We start from the raw sequence: 19052 nt of genomic DNA on the forward strand, positions 1-19052 counted from the left end.
AATTACTGGATAAATTGTGATATTGCGAGTGGATTAGGGAAAACTGAACTCAGGTTATCCAGTCGCAACAATTATGGTAGAGAATCGAGTTGATGTTCCCGGCTATCAAATTGGTGAAAACATTTACACCAGCACTCGCACCCTGGTTTACCGAGGTTGGCGAGAGGCTGATCAAACCCCAGTTGTCATCAAACTCCTTAAAAGTTGCTATCCCAGTCTGATTGAATTGGCTCAATTCAAAAATCAGTACACGATTGCGAAAATCTTAAATGTCCCTGGGGTTGTCCAGGTCTACAGCCTGGAGAGTTGCCAAAATCGACTTGCCCTTATCTTGGAAGACTTTGGCGGAGTTTCTTTGAAGGAGTACACTACTTTTAGAAGCAAAGGACTCAGCCAGACAGAAAATCAGGAAAATTCCTTACCCCTTCATCCTTCTTTACTGACTGAGTTTTTACAGATTGCGATCGCGCTTGCCGATATCCTGGGTGATCTCTACCATTACCAAATCATCCACAAGGATATCAAACCCGCCAATATCCTGATCAATCCTACCACCAAGCAGGTCAAACTCATCGACTTTAGCATTGCCTCACTGCTGCCAAGAGTTACTCAACTTTCAATCAGCCCGACTGTTTTAGAAGGAACCCTCGCCTATCTTTCGCCCGAACAAACGGGGCGAATGAACCGGGGGATTGATTACCGCACTGACTTCTATTCTCTCGGAATCACATTTTATGAACTGTTAACGGGGCAATTGCCGTTTCAATCCGATGATTTTATGAAATTGGTGCATTGCCATATCGCCAAACAACCCGTCGCTGTTGATCATCTCAATCCTGCCATTGCTCCCCAGCTATCGAAAATTGTCAATAAACTGATGGCGAAGAATGCCGAAGACCGCTATCAGAGTGCATTAGGGCTAAAGCATGATTTGGAAACCTGTTTGGAGCAATTGCAGGAAAGCGGCAATATTGTGCCGTTTGGGCTTGGGCAACGGGATGTTTGCGATCGCTTTGCAATTCCGGAAAAACTCTACGGCCGTCAAGTAGAAGTAGCAGTCCTGCTAGCAAGCTTTGAGCGGGTGTGCCAAGGAACTTCTGAACTAATGCTGGTGGCAGGCTCCTCTGGCATTGGTAAAACGGCAATTGTCAACGAAGTTCACAAACTTATCACCCGTCAGCGGGGATATTTTATCAAGGGCAAATTTGATCAATTTAATCGTAATATTCCCTTTTTTGCTTTGGTGCAAGCGTTTCGGGACTTAATGGCACAACTCTTGACAGAGAGTAATATCCAAATTGAGCAATGGAAAACCCAAATTTTATCCGCATTAGGTGAGAGTGGTCAGGTAATTATTGAAGTGATTCCAGAACTTGAATGCATCATTGGTAAACAGCCCTCTGTTCCTGAATTATCGGGCAGTGCTGTCCAAAGCCGCTTCAATTTGCTGTTTGTGAAATTCATTCAAGTATTCACAACCCAAGATCATCCCCTAGTCGTTTTCCTCGATGACTTGCAGTGGGCAGACTCCGCTTCATTAAAGCTGATGCATCTGTTGATAAGTGAAGCAAGCAACTCTTATTTGCTCGTGATTGGAGCATATCGGGATAATGAGGTTTCATCTGCACATCCCCTGATGTTGACCATTGAACAGATGCGTCAAGAAGCGATTACAGTTAGTAGTATTGTCCTTTCTGTGCTCACCCAGACCGACTTCAATCAACTGATTGCAGATACCCTCAAATATTCACCAGAACAAGCAGTAGCGATCGCAAATCTGGTGTATCAAAAGACCAAAGGCAATCCATTTTTCACTAACCAGTTTCTGAAATCGCTGTATGAAGATGGGCTGATCAGGTTTGCTACCAAAACAGGCAGTTGGCAGTGTAATATTGCTCAAATCCGGGCGCTTTCTTTTACAGAAGATATTGTGGAATTTGTGGCGTTGCAACTCCAGAAATTACTACCGCAGACTCAGGATGTTCTTAAACTGGCTGCGTGTGTAGGCAATCAGTTTGATTTAGAAACCTTGTCGGTTGTTTGTGAAAAATCTCCAGCACAGACCGCTGCGGATCTGTGGCCAGCTCTCAAGGATGGATTAATCTTGCCCAGTGGGGAAGGGTATAAACTCTTTCAAGATGAGTCCGCCGTTATCAGTAATTTGTCATTCGTTGAGAACAACCTGCCAATGACAAATGACCCTTACGGGTTCGGCAGTTGCTACAACGGAGGGAACCTCCGCAACGCACTGCCTCACAATAGACAACTAACAAACCCGCAAATCACAAATGGCAACGGATCGATAACTATTACTTACAAATTTATCCACGATCGCGTTCAACAAGCCGCTTATTCACTAATTCCGGCGAATCAAAAACCAGCAACTCACTTAAAGATTGGTCAATTGCTGTTAAGCAATACCCCGGAAACTGAACGAGAAAAGATCATTTTTGAAATTGTCAACCAACTAAATATTGGGATAGAACTGATAAAAGCCCAGCCTGATCGCGATCAACTGGCACAACTCAACTTGCTGGCAGGACGGAAAGCCAAGTCTTCCACGGCTTACCAGGTAGCAATTGAGTATTTGACCACGGGGATTCGTTTATTGAGATCAGACTGTTGGCAAAGCCAGTATGAGTCGGCTCTGGCACTGCACGAATCAGCCGCTGAGGCTGCTTACCTTTGTGGCGCATATGAACAGATGGAGCAATTGGCACAAACAGTGATGCAGCAAACCAAAACTCCACTAGATCAAATCAGCATTTACGAAACCAAAATCCAGGCGTATACAGCTCAAAATGATGTGCTAGGCGCGATCGTGATCGCCCGCCAGGGAATGAGTCAGTTTGGCGTGGTTTTCCCAGAAACACCCACCCCCCAAGATATTCAGCAAGCCCTTCACGAAACTGCTGCTCTGATTAACAGACGTGACATTGCTTCCTTGGTTAACTTACCCGTCATGACAGCAAAAGACAAGCTGGCAGTCACCCGCATTGTGGCAAACGTTGCTCCAGCCGTTTACATCGCCGAGCCAAATCTGTTTCCCCTACTCATCCTCTCCCAAGTCAAAGCATCGATTCAGTATGGCAATGCTCCATTTTCTGCCTTCTGTTATGCCTGCTATGGTATTCTTTTAAACGGAATTCTTCAGGATATTGAAACAGCCGATCAAGTTGGTAACCTTGCTTTGGCACTAACTGACAAATTTAATATTAGCGATATCAAACTCAGTGTATTTTATGTCGTGGGTGCTTTCATCACCTACTTGAAGTCTCCTCTGCAAAAATCCTTACAGATTATGCTGGAGAACTACAAGATTGCCCTGGAAACTGGAAACGTATACTACGTAGGCTTCAATACGAAAGACATCTGCCAGTATTCCTATTTCCTGGGTCGAGAACTGAACTCATTAGAGCAAGACATACGGGCTTATAGTCATGTTTTGGAAAATTTTAAGCAAGTTACAACCCTCAACTACTGCCGCATCTTTTGGCAAGCAGTTTTGAACTTGCAAGGGCTTGCTAAAAATCCCTGCATTCTGACCGGTGAGGCACTTAACGAAGCCGAATTTGTGACCCAACTGGTTAATGCCAATGAGTTTACTGGGCTTCACTACTTCTGGCTCCACAAGTTGATTCTCTGTTATCTGTTTGAAAACCTCTCTCAAGCAGTGGAAATAGCCGCTCAAGCCAGAGAATATCTAGTTGCAGGCATGAGCTATGCCACTGTGCCGATGTTTTATTTCTATGATTCACTAACGGCTCTGGCAGAGTATTCTACGGCTACAGCTTCTAGGCGAGAAACACTGCTGGAACGAGTCAGAGACAATCAGGGAAAAATGCAGATTTGGGCGCACCACGCACCCATGAATTATTTGCACAAATTTGAACTGGTAAAAGCCGAACAATACCGAGTGTTAGGACAAATGGAGCAGGCACTGGATCTCTATGATCGCGCGATCGCCGGAGCAAAAGTTAATGGATACATTCAGGAAGAAGCCCTCGCCAATGAACTGGCTGCCCGATTTTACCTGGAATGCAACAAAGAAGCGTTGGCGTACCCCTGGGGGGAAGCAAGCTACGCGCAGCGTTCCGCAGGAAAGCCCACCGTTGGCGTTCGCGTTAGCGTCTCTGAAAGAGAAGCCTCTCGTAGAGAAGGTATTGCTTTAATGTACCTGGCAAATGCCTATTATAATTACCTCAACTGGGGAGCGGTAGCCAAAGTCAAGCAGTTGTCACATCAATATCCTCAATTATTGGCTACGATCTTTCAGCAGCAGGAAACTGGTTCTTCAACCCCCACCCAAACCACTACAATCGGATTGGAACACAGTAGTTCCAGTGGGTCTGAAGCGTTAGATTTAGCAACTGTAATCAAAGCCTCTCATGCACTTGCTGGAGAAATTGAGTTAGAAAAGCTGTTAACAACCCTGATGCAGGTAGTGATCGAAAATGCCGGAGCTGAAAAATCCGTACTCCTGCTGCTTCAAGAGGATAACTGGGTGGTTGCGGCTCAAAGAACCAGCAACCCGACTGTCGAAACGGCGATGCCTACGGCGGCAAACTACGCAAATCCAATTCCTCAGTCAGAGGAGCAATCGAATGAAAACCTTGGGATAATCAACCATTCTCCCTTTCCTCTTTCAGCTAGTCAGAATATTCCCAAAGCAATTGTGAACTATGTCTCGCGTACCTCTGAAACCCTAGTGATAGATGATGCTCGTACAGAAACTACCTTTGCCAAAGATCCTTATATTATTCAATGGCAACCCAAAAGCTTGCTGTGTACGCCCATTCACAATCGTGGTCAGCTAATTGGCATCCTCTACCTAGAAAACAGTTTGACAACTGGAGTTTTCACCCAAAACCGTCTTGAGATTTTGCGGCTGCTCACAGCACAAGCTGCCATCTCGCTGCAAAACGCCATGTTGTATACTAATCTAGCCGTGGCAAAAGCCCAACTAGAGGACTATAGCCATACATTGGAAGACAAGGTGCAGCAGAGAACTCTTGAGTTGAATGATAAAAATCAGCATCTCTTAGAAACCTTAGAGGAACTTCAACACACGCAAACCCAATTGATTCAAACTGAAAAAATGTCTTCGTTGGGACAAATGGTGGCAGGTGTTGCCCACGAAATTAATAACCCTATTAACTTTATTTATGGCAACCTCACCTATACCAATGAGTATTGTCAAGATTTACTGCGCTTGGTTGAGCGCTATCAGCACTACTATCCTCAACCGTTGGCTGAGATTCAAGAGGAACTAGAAGTAATAGATTTCAAGTTCCTCAAATCAGACCTACAAAAATTGCTGCAATCAATGAAAGTGGGAGCGGATCGCATCCGCCAAATTGTCCTTTCTCTCCGCAACTTCTCGCGCCTAGATGAGTCCCAAATGAAACCTGTCAACATTCACGAAGGCATCGACAGCACCTTACTAATTTTACAGCACCGTTTAGAAGAGAAAGCAGACCGTCCTGCAATCGATGTGATTAAGGAATATGTACAGTTGCCAGAAGTTAACTGTTATGCTAGCCAACTCAATCAGGTGTTTATGAATATTCTCAGCAATGCTATCGATGCATTGGATTCATCATTTACAACGAATGAAAGGGCAATTACAACTGAACATAAACAAACAGCAATTCCCACCATCAAAATTCGTACCAACATGACTGATGCCGATACAGTAAGCATTCAAATTGCAGATAATGGGTCTGGTATGTCTGAGGAAGTGAAGCAGCGTTTATTTGACCCATTTTTTACAACAAAACCTGTTGGTCAAGGAACAGGCTTGGGATTATCGATTAGCTACTCTATTATGGAAAAACATGGGGGACAACTAAATGTAATATCGTCACCAGGAAAAGGAGCGGAGTTTTTCCTTTATGTCCCCTTAAATAATACCAATTCTCTGTGAGGCTGCATAGACGCAAAATGCCCGTTTCCGGCGCTGCTCAAACGCTGATTTGGTCGCATATTTACTGTGTTGGGTGTTATATTATCTCTCGTAAAATACTCAGCGGCTGACCAATCATTGCTTCTGGATGTATGCGATCGTGCAGAGGAACTCTGACTTAGTACCAAAATCGAATTCAAAAATTGGGCAACAATTAGGAAAATAACTAGAAACAAGAACAATACCTATGATTTATATTCCAGGTTGAGAGGATGTTTTCTATACCTATTCAAATTTTCTCACTGATGATCAAATCATTTGGGAAGCCTTTTAGTAACTTCTCTGCACAACGCGCTACCTCGCCTTTGCATGTTACTCAAAAATGATGAATTATGTTCAATTTCAGCAAAACTCTAGCTTTTATTTGACTCCCGACTGCACCCGCCAAAAATTAGCATAAATCCCGTTTTTATCCAACAATTCCTGATGAGTTCCCGACTCTATAAACTCTCCATGTGCCATCACATAAATACAATCAGCATTGCGGATAGTGGAAAGCCGATGGGCAATTGCTATGGTCGTTCGATTAAAAGTAATTCGTTCTAAAGAACGTTGAATAGCAGCTTCAGTTTCATTATCTACTGCTGATGTAGCTTCATCTAAAACTAATATAGGCGGATTCTTTAAAACAGCCCTGGCGATCGCAATTCTTTGTCGTTGTCCACCAGATAATTTTTGACCTCGTTCTCCGACCATTGTCTCATAACTTTCAGGGAGCCGCATAATAAAATCATCAGCTTCGGCAATTTTGGCAGCTTCAATTATTTGTTCATCGCTAGCATCAAAAGTACCGTAGGCGATATTTTCAGCAACAGTACCATGAAATAAGAATATATCCTGACTGACCAAGCCGATACTGCGACGTAAATCCCGTAAACTTAATTTTTGGATATCAATCCCATCAATAGTAATCGTTCCAGAAGAGATGTCATAAAATCGCAATAATAATTTGACTAAAGTGCTTTTACCAGAACCTGTAGAGCCAACTATAGCAATAGTTTTGCTAGAGGGAATATGTAAGGATAGGTTTTTAATTACTGGTTCTCTATTTGGATAAGCAAAAGTGACTTCCATAAAATTAATTTCACCACTGAATTTAGCAATATTTAAAGATATATTTCCTCCAATAATGTTGATGGGAGCATCTAATAAATTCAAAACACGATTGGCAGAAGCCATTGACCTTTGATATTTGTCAAATATTTCTCCTAATGTTACTAAAGGCCACAATAGCCTCTGTACTAAAACGAGTAAAACACTGTAATTACCAATGGATATTTTCCCAGCATATGTCTCCATACCTCCCCAAAACAATAAGGCTGTGAACCCTACTAAAACTAGCATTCTGATTAACGGTACAAATGCAGCAGAAAGTTTAATTGCTTCGGTGTTACTTTTTCTATATGCTTCGCTATCTCCTGCTAATCTAGCGCTTTCATAATCTTCAGCAGTGAAACTTTTAATTGTATTAATCCCACTGAGATTATTTGCTAGTCGCGAATTCAAAAAACCTACCTTTTCCCGCACCTCAGCATAACGGGCTTCCAGACGCTTTTGATAAGTAAAAGAACCCCAAACAATAAATGGTATTGGCAACATTACTGCTAGAGTAATGGAAGGAGATAAAATCAATAAAGCACCACTAATTAAAACAATCAGTGAAGTGCTAATTTGGATGATGTCATTGGCTCCAAAATTCAAAAAATCTTCTAGCTGGTTGATATCATCATTCAAAATTGACATCAAGCTCCCAGTGCTGCTTTCTTCAAAGTAGGCTGAATCTAATTCTTGTACATGATTGTAAGCATCCAAGCGTAAAGTATGCTGGATATTTTGAGCTAAATTACGCCAAAGTCTATCATAAGCGTACTGAGAAAGTGATTCAAATATCCAAATAATGATAGTGATAAATGAAAGCAATAAAAATTGCGAAAATATATCTTTAATTCCCAACTTTGCAATTAGGGAATCTTGCTGCTTTACAAGAATATCTACCGCAGTACCAATCAACCACGGTGGTGCTAAGTCTAAGAGCGTATTAATGATAGAAAATGTTGTTGCTTGCCAAATTTGTTGGTGATACCAACTTCCATAGTTTAGCAAGCGTTGTAAAGGATGGGCTGAATTCCTACGATTTTTAGATACTCTAGGAGATTTTGATGTTATTGTCACGACTATTTATTCTTTGTAGTTGGGTAATTGATCAGAGCAATATTTTTAGTACACTATGGCGGAAGTTTGCCTACCTTTAAGGTTAAGCACGGGGACGCGCAGCCGAATATTAGGGAGAAAAATACCTGGATTGAGATCGTTGGGTACAGACTGCGGGAGTACCAGAACGGGCTCGTTCTTGGAACAAAGCACAGAGTCCAACTTTTCGCAGTTATCTCGATGCTTTTGCTACTGGGATCAATGCTTATGCTTCTCAAAATCCTAAGTTGATTGATGATCAAGTTGAGGTGGTGCTACCAGTCAAGGCAGAAGATGTCATGGCTGACTTACATCGGGTACTCAATTTTACCTTTGTGGTCAATCGGGAGGAAGTATTAGACCTGAGCAAACAAAAGTTACAAGCAGGATCTAATGGTTGGGCGATCGCACCAACTCATACTACCAATGGGAAAGCGATGTTGCTAGCAAACCCACACCTACCTTGGTCAGATTTATTTTTGTGGTATGAAGCCCAAATCACTGCACCAAGAATTGATGCTTATGGGGCAACACTTGTAGGTATTCCTGTATTAGCGATCGCATATAACAACAACTTAGGTTGGACTCACACCGTTAGGGACTTCCAGAAAATAAATTATCCAATTTCACGCCCATCAAAACGATTTTCTCTCCAAGAGCTAAGTGCTAGAAAGCTCCCCTGCCCTGAAAGTGTTCGCGTAGCGTCCCGCAGGGATGGAATATTTTTTTAATTGGAAGTCCCACAGCGTGCTGTTTCACCGTATCAAGGATATTGTTTGCACACTGTTATACTTTGGTGCTTACGAAACAGGGGACTTTATCGACGGCGCCGCATTTTATTATTGGTAAGTGCCTTAGATATAGCTGCTATATCAAATATCTATCTTTAGACATACTTCTTTAAAAATGCCTTGTTACTCAGTACACTTCGCACGGTGGATTGACTTAAATCTACTTAGATATGTTATAATTTGTATTGTGCTTCTAAGTTATCAACCAGGAAATTATTTGCTGGTTTAAGCTAAAATAGCTTAATTTCAAGCTAGAAAGCCAATTAAAGCAAACTTAGAAATTTTTTAACACACAACCGTTCCTTAATAAAAGTTAAAGTTTTGTTAATGATAACTCAGATATATTTAAAATCTGAACTTTCAGGAGTTGCTGAGGTAGGTATGTTGAATACCGAGCAGTAACTTGACTGAATGAAAAAGGAATTTTACTGTCATTCTGAATAGAGTGTAGTGAGTCATTTTGGTTTTTAGTCATTTTATGGTTTGAGATTAATGCTAAAAAACAGCTAGTTGAGGATTAATCATTCCTGTAATCTCAAATGTCAGCCTTGAGATAGACAATAATAGACAATATGAGTAGTTTACTAAGATAGAAGTTTTGCAAAGTTTAACAGTCGGAAAATTGCGAGAGACAAACATAGTGGAGTTAATTAAAATTTAGATAAACTTCCTAAAAGTCCACTGTCATTCTGAACAAAATAGAATGTAACTAGTTTAGTGATACAAGGTTTGATACTAATGCTAAAAAACAGCGAACTAACGATTAATCAGGGTTCTAATCTAAAATTGAAGCTTGGAGAGCAACAATACGATCAGTTTTGTCGGCTAGAATTTTCGCGGAATCGTACAGTTGGAAAGCCACTAGAGTTAAACATAGTGGAATAAATCTGAAATCAGATGAATTTTCCAAATTTAAAGTCAATAATCCCCGGAAGAAACAGGCAAGTATTATGCCAATATATTGCTAGTGGGAATAGTTGACTAGTTTTAGGTTATGCCTAATTAAAGGTTAACCCACCTACAGAATTTACCCAAATGAATGGTATTGTTTAAAAGCATTGCCAGTTAGTAAAAAAAGTAAGCTTTTTTATTGAAAGCTAATTTTGTACTGTCTTGAATCTGAAAGGATAAAGAGCATAATTGCTTGCTGGCATACATTAGGGTAAACCGGAATTATTACCGAAATCTCACAATTTTTTCATTGGAATAAGGTCAACACACATGAATAAAGTTCAAGCATCATTTGAAGCTACAGAAGCTGCATTTCACGTGCAAGGTTACGAAAAAATCGATTTTAGTCTTGTCTATGTGAACGGTACATTTGATATTAAAAACAGAGAAATAGCAGATAGCTATGCAAAATTTGGTCGCTGTCTGACTGTAATTGATGCCAATGTTCATGAACTTTATGGCGAGCAGATCAGGTCATATTTTAGACACTATGACATTGAACTGACAGTATTTGCCATCATCATTACAGAGCCAGCTAAAACCCTTGCAACTTTTGAAAAAATTATTGACGCTTTTTCGGACTTTGGCTTAGTTCGTAAGGAACCAGTCTTAGTCGTCGGTGGTGGTTTAATTACTGATGTGGTTGGATTTGCTTGCGCTGCTTATCGTCGCAAGAGTAACTATATTCGCATTCCTACTACGTTGATTGGTTTAATTGATGCAGGTGTAGCGATTAAGGTTGCAGTTAATCATCGGAAGGAAAAAAATCGCTTGGGAGCATATCATGCACCTTTAAAAGTGATCCTGGATTTCTCATTTTTGAAAACCTTGCCAACGGCTCAAGTTCGTAATGGGATGGCAGAGTTAGTGAAAATTGCTGTAGTTTCTAACTCGGAAGTCTTTGAACTGCTATATGAATATGGCGAAGAACTGCTTTCCACTCACTTTGGACACGTGAATGGTACACCGGAACTTAAAGAGATTGCCCATAAAGTCAACTACGAGGCAATCAAAACTATGCTAGAGTTAGAGACTCCTAACTTGCATGAAATAGACCTTGATCGCGTCATTGCCTACGGTCATACTTGGAGTCCAACCTTAGAATTAGCACCTCACATACCGCTCTATCATGGTCATGCAGTTAATATAGATATGGCTTTGTCTGCAACCATTGCAGGACAACGGGGCTATATTACAACAGAGGAGCGCGATCGCATCCTAGACTTGATGAGTCGTATAGGTTTATCACTCGATCATCCTCTATTAGATGGGGATTTATTGTGGTATGCTACCCAGTCTATAAGCTTGACACGAGACGGCAAACAACGCGCAGCCATGCCTCGTCCAATTGGTAAGTGCTTCTTTGCCAACGATCTCACCCGCGAAGAACTTGATGCTGCCTTAGCTGAACATAAAAGTCTTTGTGCTAGATACCCTCGTGGTGGGGAAGGGATTGACGCTTACATTGAAACTCAAGAAGCGAAGCTCTTGGGGGTGTAAAGACATGACTAGTGTTGTAGGACGAGAGACTGCTAGACCGATAACGCCACACAGCATCTTAGTAGCCCAGCTACAGCAAACCCTCGAAATAGCAGAAAAGAGCAACATTCCCGTAGAAATATTAGATTCTCTGCGGCAGGGGGTGCAATTAGCCGCGGGTTTAGATCCCTACTTAGATGATTACACTACCCCCGAATCGAGCGCATTGACAGCATTAGCGCAAAAAACCAGCGAAGAAGACTGGAGCAAACGCTTCAGCGATGGTGAAACAGTGCGTCAACTAGAACAGGAGATGCTGTCAGGACATCTTGAAGGACAGACATTGAAAATGTTTGTTCACATGACTAAAGCAAAGCGCATTCTAGAAGTGGGAATGTTCACAGGGTATTCAGCCTTGGCAATGGCAGAGGCACTACCAAATGATGGGCAACTTATAGGTTGCGAAGTTGACCCCTATGTTGCCCAATTTGCTCAAGCTTGCTTTAGTGAATCTCCCCACGGCAGCAAAATCGTTGTAGAAGTAGCACCTGCCCTAGAAACACTCCACAAGCTAGCAGCGAGAAAAGAATCATTTGATTTAATCTTCATCGATGCCGATAAAAAGGAGTATATAGAGTACTTCCAGACCATCTTGGATAGTGACTTACTAGCTGCTGATGGTTTAATCTGCGTAGATAATACTTTGTTGCAGGGACAAGTTTATCTACCACCCGAACAACGTACCGTCAACGGTGAGGCGATCGCTCAGTTCAACCGTGTTGTCGCCGCCGATCCTCGTGTAGAACAAGTTCTGTTACCCATACGAGATGGTGTGACCCTAATTAGACGTATAATAGCGTAACGAAGACTGGGAATTGGTTTGTAGAGACGTTGCAATGCAATGTCTCTACAATAAACACAAAGGGAAGACTTATGGCACAATCAATCTCCTCATCTCTGCCTCAATCTACAACGCCCTCAACGGGTGTTAGGGTAAAGGTAGTGGGTCTATTCAAGACTCTCGGTACTTTGACATTATTACTAATAGCCTTACCGTTCAATGCTTTTATAGTATTGATATCTTTGCTGTGGGGCATTGTGCAGCCGTTTAGGAAAAAAGCTGTAGTAGCTGCCCATCCTCAGACTATCTTGGTAAGTGGAGCCAAGATGACCAAAGCATTGCAACTTGCTCGCAGCTTCCATGCAGCAGGACACAGAGTTATTTTGATTGAAGGTCACAAATACTGGTTGTCTGGGCATAGATTCTCAAAGGCTGTAAGTCGTTTTTATACAGTTCCAACACCGGAAAAAGACCCAGAAGGCTATATCCAGGCGCTAGTTGAAATTGTCAAAAAGGAGAAGGTTGACGTTTATGTACCTGTATGCAGTCCTGTAGCTAGCTATTATGACTCTTTAACAAAACCTGCATTATTATCAGAATACTGCGAAGTTTTTCACTTTGATGCAGATGTAACCAAGATGCTAGATGATAAATTTGCCTTCACTGATCAAGCGCGATCGCTTGGTTTATCTGTCCCCAAATCTTTTAAAATCACAGATCCTCAACAAGTTATCAATTTCGATTTTAGTCAAGAAACCCGCAAATATATTCTTAAAAGTATTTCTTACGACTCCGTTCGCCGCTTAAATTTAACTAAACTTCCCTGCGACACTCCAGAAGAGACAGCAGCCTTTGTTAACAGTTTACCCATCAGTCCAGAAAAACCTTGGATTATGCAAGAGTTTATTCCTGGTAAAGAATTATGCACTCATAGTACAGTCCGGGACGGGGAATTAAGATTGCATTGTTGTTCAAACTCTTCTGCATTTCAAATCAACTACGAAAACGTCGAAAATCCCCAAATCCGTGAATGGGTTCAACACTTCATCAAGAGTTTGGGATTGACTGGACAAGTGTCTTTCGATTTTATCCAGGCTGAAGACGGTACAGCTTACGCTATTGAATGCAATCCCCGCACGCATTCCGCAATCACAATGTTCTACAATCATCCTGGGGTTGCAGACGCCTATCTTGGTAAAACTCCCCTAGCTGCACCTCTGGAACCCCTAGCAAGTAGCAAGCCCACTTACTTCATATATCACGAAATCTGGCGACTAACTGGTATCCGTTCGTGGAAACAATTGCAAACATCGGTTAATACACTAGTGCGAGGCACTGATGCCATTTACAGTCTTGATGATTCTATACCATTTTTGACTTTGCATCATTGGCAAATTCCTTTACTTTTGTTAAAGAATCTGCAACAACTCAAAGGCTGGGTAAAAATAGACTTCAACATTGGCAAACTGGTGGAATTAGGTGGCGATTAAAATAATTCGTAATTCGTAATACTCGCCTCCGGCGAGAAGCCAAGCTACGTAATTCGTAATTAAGTTAGGAAGATAAATCATGCCAGTACTTCGTATCCTTCATTTAGTTGGGTCTGCACATAATGATTTTTACTGTGATTTGTCACGCCTTTACGCCCAAGACTGTCTAGCAGCAACGGCAGATCAATCCCACTATGACTTTCAAATTGCATACATCACACCTGATCGCCACTGGCGATTTCCTCCCTCCCTCAGTCGAGAAGATATCGCTAGCACCAAACCGATGACTCTGTCTGATGCCATACAGTTTCTAACAGCACAAAACATTGACCTTGTGTTACCACAAATGTTTTGTATTCCTGGAATGACTCAATACCGCGCCCTATTCGACCTGCTCCAGATCCCTTACATAGGCAATACTCCTGATCTGATGGCAATAACGGCCCACAAAGCCAGAACCAAAGCAATTGTTGAAGCAGCAGGAGTGAAAGTGCCTCGTGGAGAACTGCTCCGTCAAGGATACCTTCCGACAATTACACCTCCAGCAATCGTCAAACCTGTAAGTTCCGACAACTCTTTAGGGGTGACCTTAGTCAAAGAGGCTAGTGACTATGACGCTGCTTTGAAGAAAGCATTTGAATATGAAGATGAGGTGATCGTAGAAGAATTTATCGAACTCGGTCGAGAAGTCAGATGCGGTATCATTGTCAAAGACAGGGAGCTAGTGAGTTTACCCCTTGAAGAGTATTTGTTAGACCCCCACGAAAAACCCATCCGCAACCATGCTGATAAACTCAAACAGACGGACGATGGCAACTTGGGTTTTGCTGCTAAAGATAATAAGAAGTCTTGGATTGTAGACCTTAACGACCCAATCACCCAAAAGGTTCAGCAAGTGGCTAATAAATGTCATCAAGCTTTAGGTTGTCGCCACTATAGTTTATTTGACTTCCGAATCGATCCACAGGGACAACCTTGGTTTTTAGAAGCCGGTTTATATTGTTCTTTTGCTCCAAAAAGTGTGATTTCTTCTATGGCTAAAGCAGTGGGAATTCCTCTAAATGAGTTATTAATAATGGTTATCAATGAAACTTTGGGCAGTAATAAAAAGGCGTTGCAGAATTGCTCGTGAATTTATCAGCAAAGGTTTTTCTGCTTATAGTGTGTAGGTGAGTGATCGCTACCTCTCTCGACTCGATTGTGACTACCATTGTAAAATTGGTCGAGTCCAAAGGTCTTTTTCCCGCTTTTGGCAATGAATGAGCAATCCATCACGGCAATCATTAGACCTCTTGCAAAAGTCGGTCAGCAAGATTCAGTTTGAGAGAGATGAAGCTCATAATTGTAGAGAGCAGCAATCAGATTAAACCTTAAACTAAATCTTTTTAGACAATTTCTATAGGTAAGGGACAAAATTTTAAACACCTTCAACTTTCGATTTACGTGTTCACCCCCCCTTTTAAGGGGGGTTAGGTGAAAGTCAGTCTGGGTACATCGGTGAGAGGTTAAGATAATATTATTTTTGTCAATTATAAATTATGCTGAAAATTTGGAAAAAGCAGAGGTATTAAGTTAACTATTGTACTGAACTTATAGGTAAAAAATGAATGAAACGCCCTAGATTATGCGTAGGCGTAGGCATCACTTGCTCAAAAATAGTGTTTCCAACCCCACTTTTCAGCCATATTTTGAGTACTCTTGCTTATTGACAAATGGTATCCGACCTTAACCTCTCACGAATGGTCTGGGTAATACTTTCTCAATCTAAAATCTAAAATCCAAAATGGTATAATTAGTTATTGAACAAATCCAAATCCGTTATTGCACCGACACTGCTAGAAGATACCAAAAAGGCATATTTTGCCAATACGCCTTTAGTGTAACGGGCTGAAGGAGGTTGCCAATTTGCACGGCGACGAGCTAATTCCTCCTCAGATATGTTCAACTGCAAGAGGCGTGCAGGTGCATCAATGGTAATACTATCGCCTTCTTCTACAAGGGCGATCGCACCTCCAACTGCGGCTTCTGGAGCAACGTGACCAACTACCATGCCGTAAGTGCCGCCAGAAAAGCGCCCATCGGTAATTAATCCCACAGCATCACCTAAGCCAGCCCCAATAATTGCCGAAGTGGGAGCTAGCATTTCCCGCATACCTGGGCCACCTTTGGGCCCTTCGTAGCGGATGACGAGAATATCACCAGCTTGAATTTTACCCGTCAAAATTGCATCTAAAGAAGCTTCTTCTGATTCAAACACGCGGGCGGGCCCAGTAATTACTGGCTTTTTCACCCCGGTAATTTTAGCGACAGCTCCTTCCGTTGCAAGATTACCTCTAAGGATGGCTAAGTGTCCTTGAGCATACATCGGGTTATTCCAAGGACGGATCACATCTTGGTTGGCGGATGGTTCTGCTGGTACATCTGCCAAGACTTCTGCAACTGTTTGACCACTGATGGTGAGGCTGTCTTTGTGTATTAAGTCATGCACAAGTAGCATTTTCATCACTTGAGGAATGCCACCAGCTTTATGCAAGTCTGTAGCCACATACTTACCACTAGGTTTTAAATCACATAAAACAGGAACACGGGCGCGGATAGTTTCAAAGTCATCCAGGGTTAACTCTACATTAGCAGCGCGAGCGATCGCTAAAAAATGCAATACGGCATTGGTCGAACCACCTACCGCCATAATTACAGAAATCGCATTCTCTATAGATTGGCGGGTGATAATTTGGCGGGGTAAGATTTGCTTCTTGATGGCTTCGACTAAAACAAATGCCGATTTTTCCATACTATCAGCTTTTTCAGGATCTTCAGCCGCCATTGTTGAGGAATAAGGCAAACTCATCCCCATCGCCTCGAAAGCTGAAGACATGGTGTTAGCTGTGAACATTCCCCCACATGAACCAGCACCAGGACAAGCACGGCTTTCAACTTCTAATAGTTCTTTGTCGTCAATCTTCCCAGCGCTATATTGACCAACAGCTTCAAAAGAACTAACAACGGTTAAATCGCGTCCGTTATAGTGTCCAGGTTTAATGGTGCCACCGTAAACAAAGATAGCGGGGATATTCATCCGGGCGATCGCTAACATTGCCCCTGGCATATTCTTATCACAACCGCCAATGGCCAGCACACCATCCATACTTTGTCCAGTACAGGCGGTTTCAATCGAGTCAGCAATTACTTCCCGCGACACTAAGGAATATTTCATCCCTTCAGTTCCCATCGAAATCCCGTCGCTGATGGTAATTGTGCCAAACACTTGTGGCATCGCCCCAGCACTTTTAACGGCAACTTCTGCCCTTTGTGCTAGTTGATTTATCCCCAGATTGCAGGGGGTGATAGTGCTATAGCCATTGGCAATACCGACAATAGCTTTATTGAAATCTTCATCTGTAAAACCAACTGCACGCAGCATAGCTCGATTAGGCGATCGCTGCACTCCTTGCGTCACAACTTGACTTCTCAAATTCTCCGACATAGTTACATCTTCCTATGACTTCCATGTATGAGTATCATAGGTAGCAATTTTTCCGATGTCCAATATATATTTATAAATATTTGAGACTTATAAAATATCAAAACTATGGAACTACGACACCTGCCCTACTTCATTGCTTTTGCGTGCTACGTTTTATTCTTAATTACTAAAAATTTGATACCACTTTTTAAATTGTCTTTTAAGCATTTTAAGCTTTTTGAGGACATATGCAGGCAGCAATCCAAACATCAAAGAAATAGGTTGATGCGAATATGCTTTTATAGTATAGTGTGGGCGTTTATCCATCTTCCAATTGTCGTACCAAGGATAATCACTAATTAGATTAATCTCGTCAACTTTATCCTCATAAGCTGACTTAACTACTTGTTCAAAAAGTATAGTGCCAGGAGAAAATTTGGAATAACTCTCATCGTAAGCCAGCTTCCAAATAATGGTTGAATGCTTCAACTTAATCGCTAAATTGATCGCAATTGTCTTACCTTCAGCTTCAAGTAATTGCCATTCAAGCCAACCAGCTTCTGATAATCGGCGTGTAAGATTAGTGTAAAATGATACATCTATTGATGAATTTGCAATTAAATGTCCTTTAGTTCTTTTCCAACTGGCAGTTTCCACTTCTATTAATTGAGGTAAATGTTTTTCAGTGGCATCGCTTCCTTTAAGGAAAATAGTTTTCACACCTTCTAGTTGATAGAGTTTCTTTCCCGACCTTTTGATAGTACTTTTTAAATTACCATTGAGGTTTTTTCGATATTCATCAAAACAGCCAGTTATTTTTAAGTGAGCTCCCATCATCTTATCAAGCTCTTTAATGAGGATAATATCTGACATCCCTTCTAAAGCAGCAATAGTCGGTGAGTTCTCCGGTAAACGGTTAAATACCATGCCCAGATGATGGGGACAAAATTGTCTGGCAGCATCAATAAGGACTGGAATAACTATATTTTCAAGCCCCAATGCGGCTACAATATCAAGCGAACATGATTGCGAAGCCCTACGTGTAACTAATAACGAAAAATTGAATCCACAGAACCGTTGTCGAGTTACAATTAGCGGCAAAACACCTACTAGCTCCGAATCGTTATAAGCAAATACACAAAACCATGATTCATCAACTTCCACATAGTGTTCAAAATATGATGATACCCATGCATAGGATGTCATTGGTAACTGTTGAGTAGATTCAAAAACAATCTGATTCCAACTGTCTGCATGGAGCTTGAGTTCTTCAAGGTTTTCAACAATCTGTATTTTTAATTTTTCCTTAGTTAATAATTTTGATTGTGTTAATGCTACCATAGTTATAAATCTCTAATTATAAAGTTTTTGCATAATAAGTGTAAAGCTACGAGTTTAAGAAAAATAATGTCTCTAAAAACCGGACTTATACCGCCAAACGAAAATGTAGGAGTTGATTTTACAGAAAACAAAATCAACTGAAGTTAATTAATTTCTATTATATATAAAAAAGCTGTTTGTGTCAAACCCAACCATTTTAAAAAGAGACAAAATCCCGGATTAAAGTTTTTATTTTTGGGTTTTGTTATGGACTTTATTGTTGCCATATATGGTAGTTTTAGAGTAACTAAAACATTTCCAACTGTTAATATCTGCTATTTTCTATAACCGTGTCTTTGCGTCTTCCCATCACACCATTTTTTTGTTTGAATAATCGCAGTTTGATTAGCTAACTCAGATTGGGAAAAATTATACAACAAGATGGCAATACATTGACCAGCTAAAATAAGTGCAACTTATCTAATTTTTTCTTTTCTCTGTTTCAGAATCCGCCCATCCTAAGTAAGTAATTGTTAGCTATTTAGGTGCTGTTGATTGTCCT

The 19052-nt window shown here is 41.3% G+C and carries 8 protein-coding genes and 3 pseudogenes; 6 read left to right on the top strand and 5 right to left on the bottom strand.

The annotated features are described in order from the left end of the window. The first annotated feature begins 73 nt into the window (after positions 1-73). Positions 74-5926 carry a trifunctional serine/threonine-protein kinase/ATP-binding protein/sensor histidine kinase gene (locus tag V7L29_RS00615; protein WP_334734190.1) on the top strand — a complete coding sequence of 1951 codons (5853 nt, stop codon included), beginning with the start codon at positions 74-76 and terminating at the stop codon, positions 5924-5926. Positions 5927-6325: 399 nt separating this feature from the next. Here the strand turns inward: V7L29_RS00615 and V7L29_RS00620 are convergent, their stop codons facing one another. After that, positions 6326-8137 (bottom strand): ABC transporter ATP-binding protein, encoded by a 1812-nt coding sequence (locus tag V7L29_RS00620; protein WP_334688720.1) that lies wholly within the window; start codon positions 8135-8137, stop codon positions 6326-6328. An 86-nt stretch (positions 8138-8223) separates the two neighbouring features. Between V7L29_RS00620 and V7L29_RS00625 the strand changes: the two are divergent. The 5 genes and pseudogenes from V7L29_RS00625 to V7L29_RS00645 form a co-directional block, all read left to right on the top strand. After that, a pseudogene (locus tag V7L29_RS00625) lies at positions 8224-8751 on the top strand (penicillin acylase family protein); the annotation flags it as partial. A 1416-nt stretch (positions 8752-10167) separates the two neighbouring features. After that, positions 10168-11397, top strand: coding sequence for a sedoheptulose 7-phosphate cyclase (locus V7L29_RS00630; RefSeq protein WP_334734191.1), 1230 nt, complete (start codon positions 10168-10170; stop codon positions 11395-11397). A gap of 4 nt (positions 11398-11401) precedes the next feature. Then, the gene (locus V7L29_RS00635) at positions 11402-12238 is read left to right on the top strand and encodes an O-methyltransferase (RefSeq protein ID WP_334734192.1); all 837 of its coding nucleotides are present in this window, start codon (positions 11402-11404) and stop codon (positions 12236-12238) included. Positions 12239-12309: 71 nt separating this feature from the next. Continuing rightward, on the top strand, positions 12310-13707 hold the full coding sequence (locus V7L29_RS00640) for an ATP-grasp domain-containing protein (RefSeq protein ID WP_334734193.1): 1398 nt from the start codon (positions 12310-12312) through the stop codon (positions 13705-13707). A gap of 79 nt (positions 13708-13786) precedes the next feature. Then, a complete protein-coding gene (locus tag V7L29_RS00645; protein WP_334734194.1) occupies positions 13787-14839 on the top strand; it encodes a D-alanine--D-alanine ligase family protein in 1053 nt (350 codons plus the stop codon). A 173-nt stretch (positions 14840-15012) separates the two neighbouring features. Here V7L29_RS00645 and V7L29_RS00650 read toward each other — a convergent pair. The 4 genes and pseudogenes from V7L29_RS00650 to V7L29_RS35340 all read right to left on the bottom strand — a co-directional run. Continuing rightward, positions 15013-15156: pseudogene (locus tag V7L29_RS00650) on the bottom strand (IS5/IS1182 family transposase); the annotation flags it as partial. A 343-nt stretch (positions 15157-15499) separates the two neighbouring features. Then, positions 15500-17191, bottom strand: a complete 1692-nt coding sequence (gene ilvD / locus V7L29_RS00655) for a dihydroxy-acid dehydratase (RefSeq protein WP_334734195.1) — start codon at positions 17189-17191, stop codon at positions 15500-15502. 159 nt (positions 17192-17350) lie between these two features. Further along, on the bottom strand, positions 17351-18511 hold the full coding sequence (locus V7L29_RS00660) for a GNAT family N-acetyltransferase (protein ID WP_334734196.1): 1161 nt from the start codon (positions 18509-18511) through the stop codon (positions 17351-17353). 176 nt (positions 18512-18687) lie between these two features. Then, positions 18688-19008: pseudogene (locus V7L29_RS35340) on the bottom strand (ISLre2-like element ISCst1 family transposase); the annotation flags it as partial. Positions 19009-19052: the final 44 nt, after the last annotated feature.

Origin of the sequence: Nostoc sp. (genome assembly GCF_036916575.1) — a bacterium.
Taxonomy (GTDB): domain Bacteria; phylum Cyanobacteriota; class Cyanobacteriia; order Cyanobacteriales; family Nostocaceae; genus Nostoc.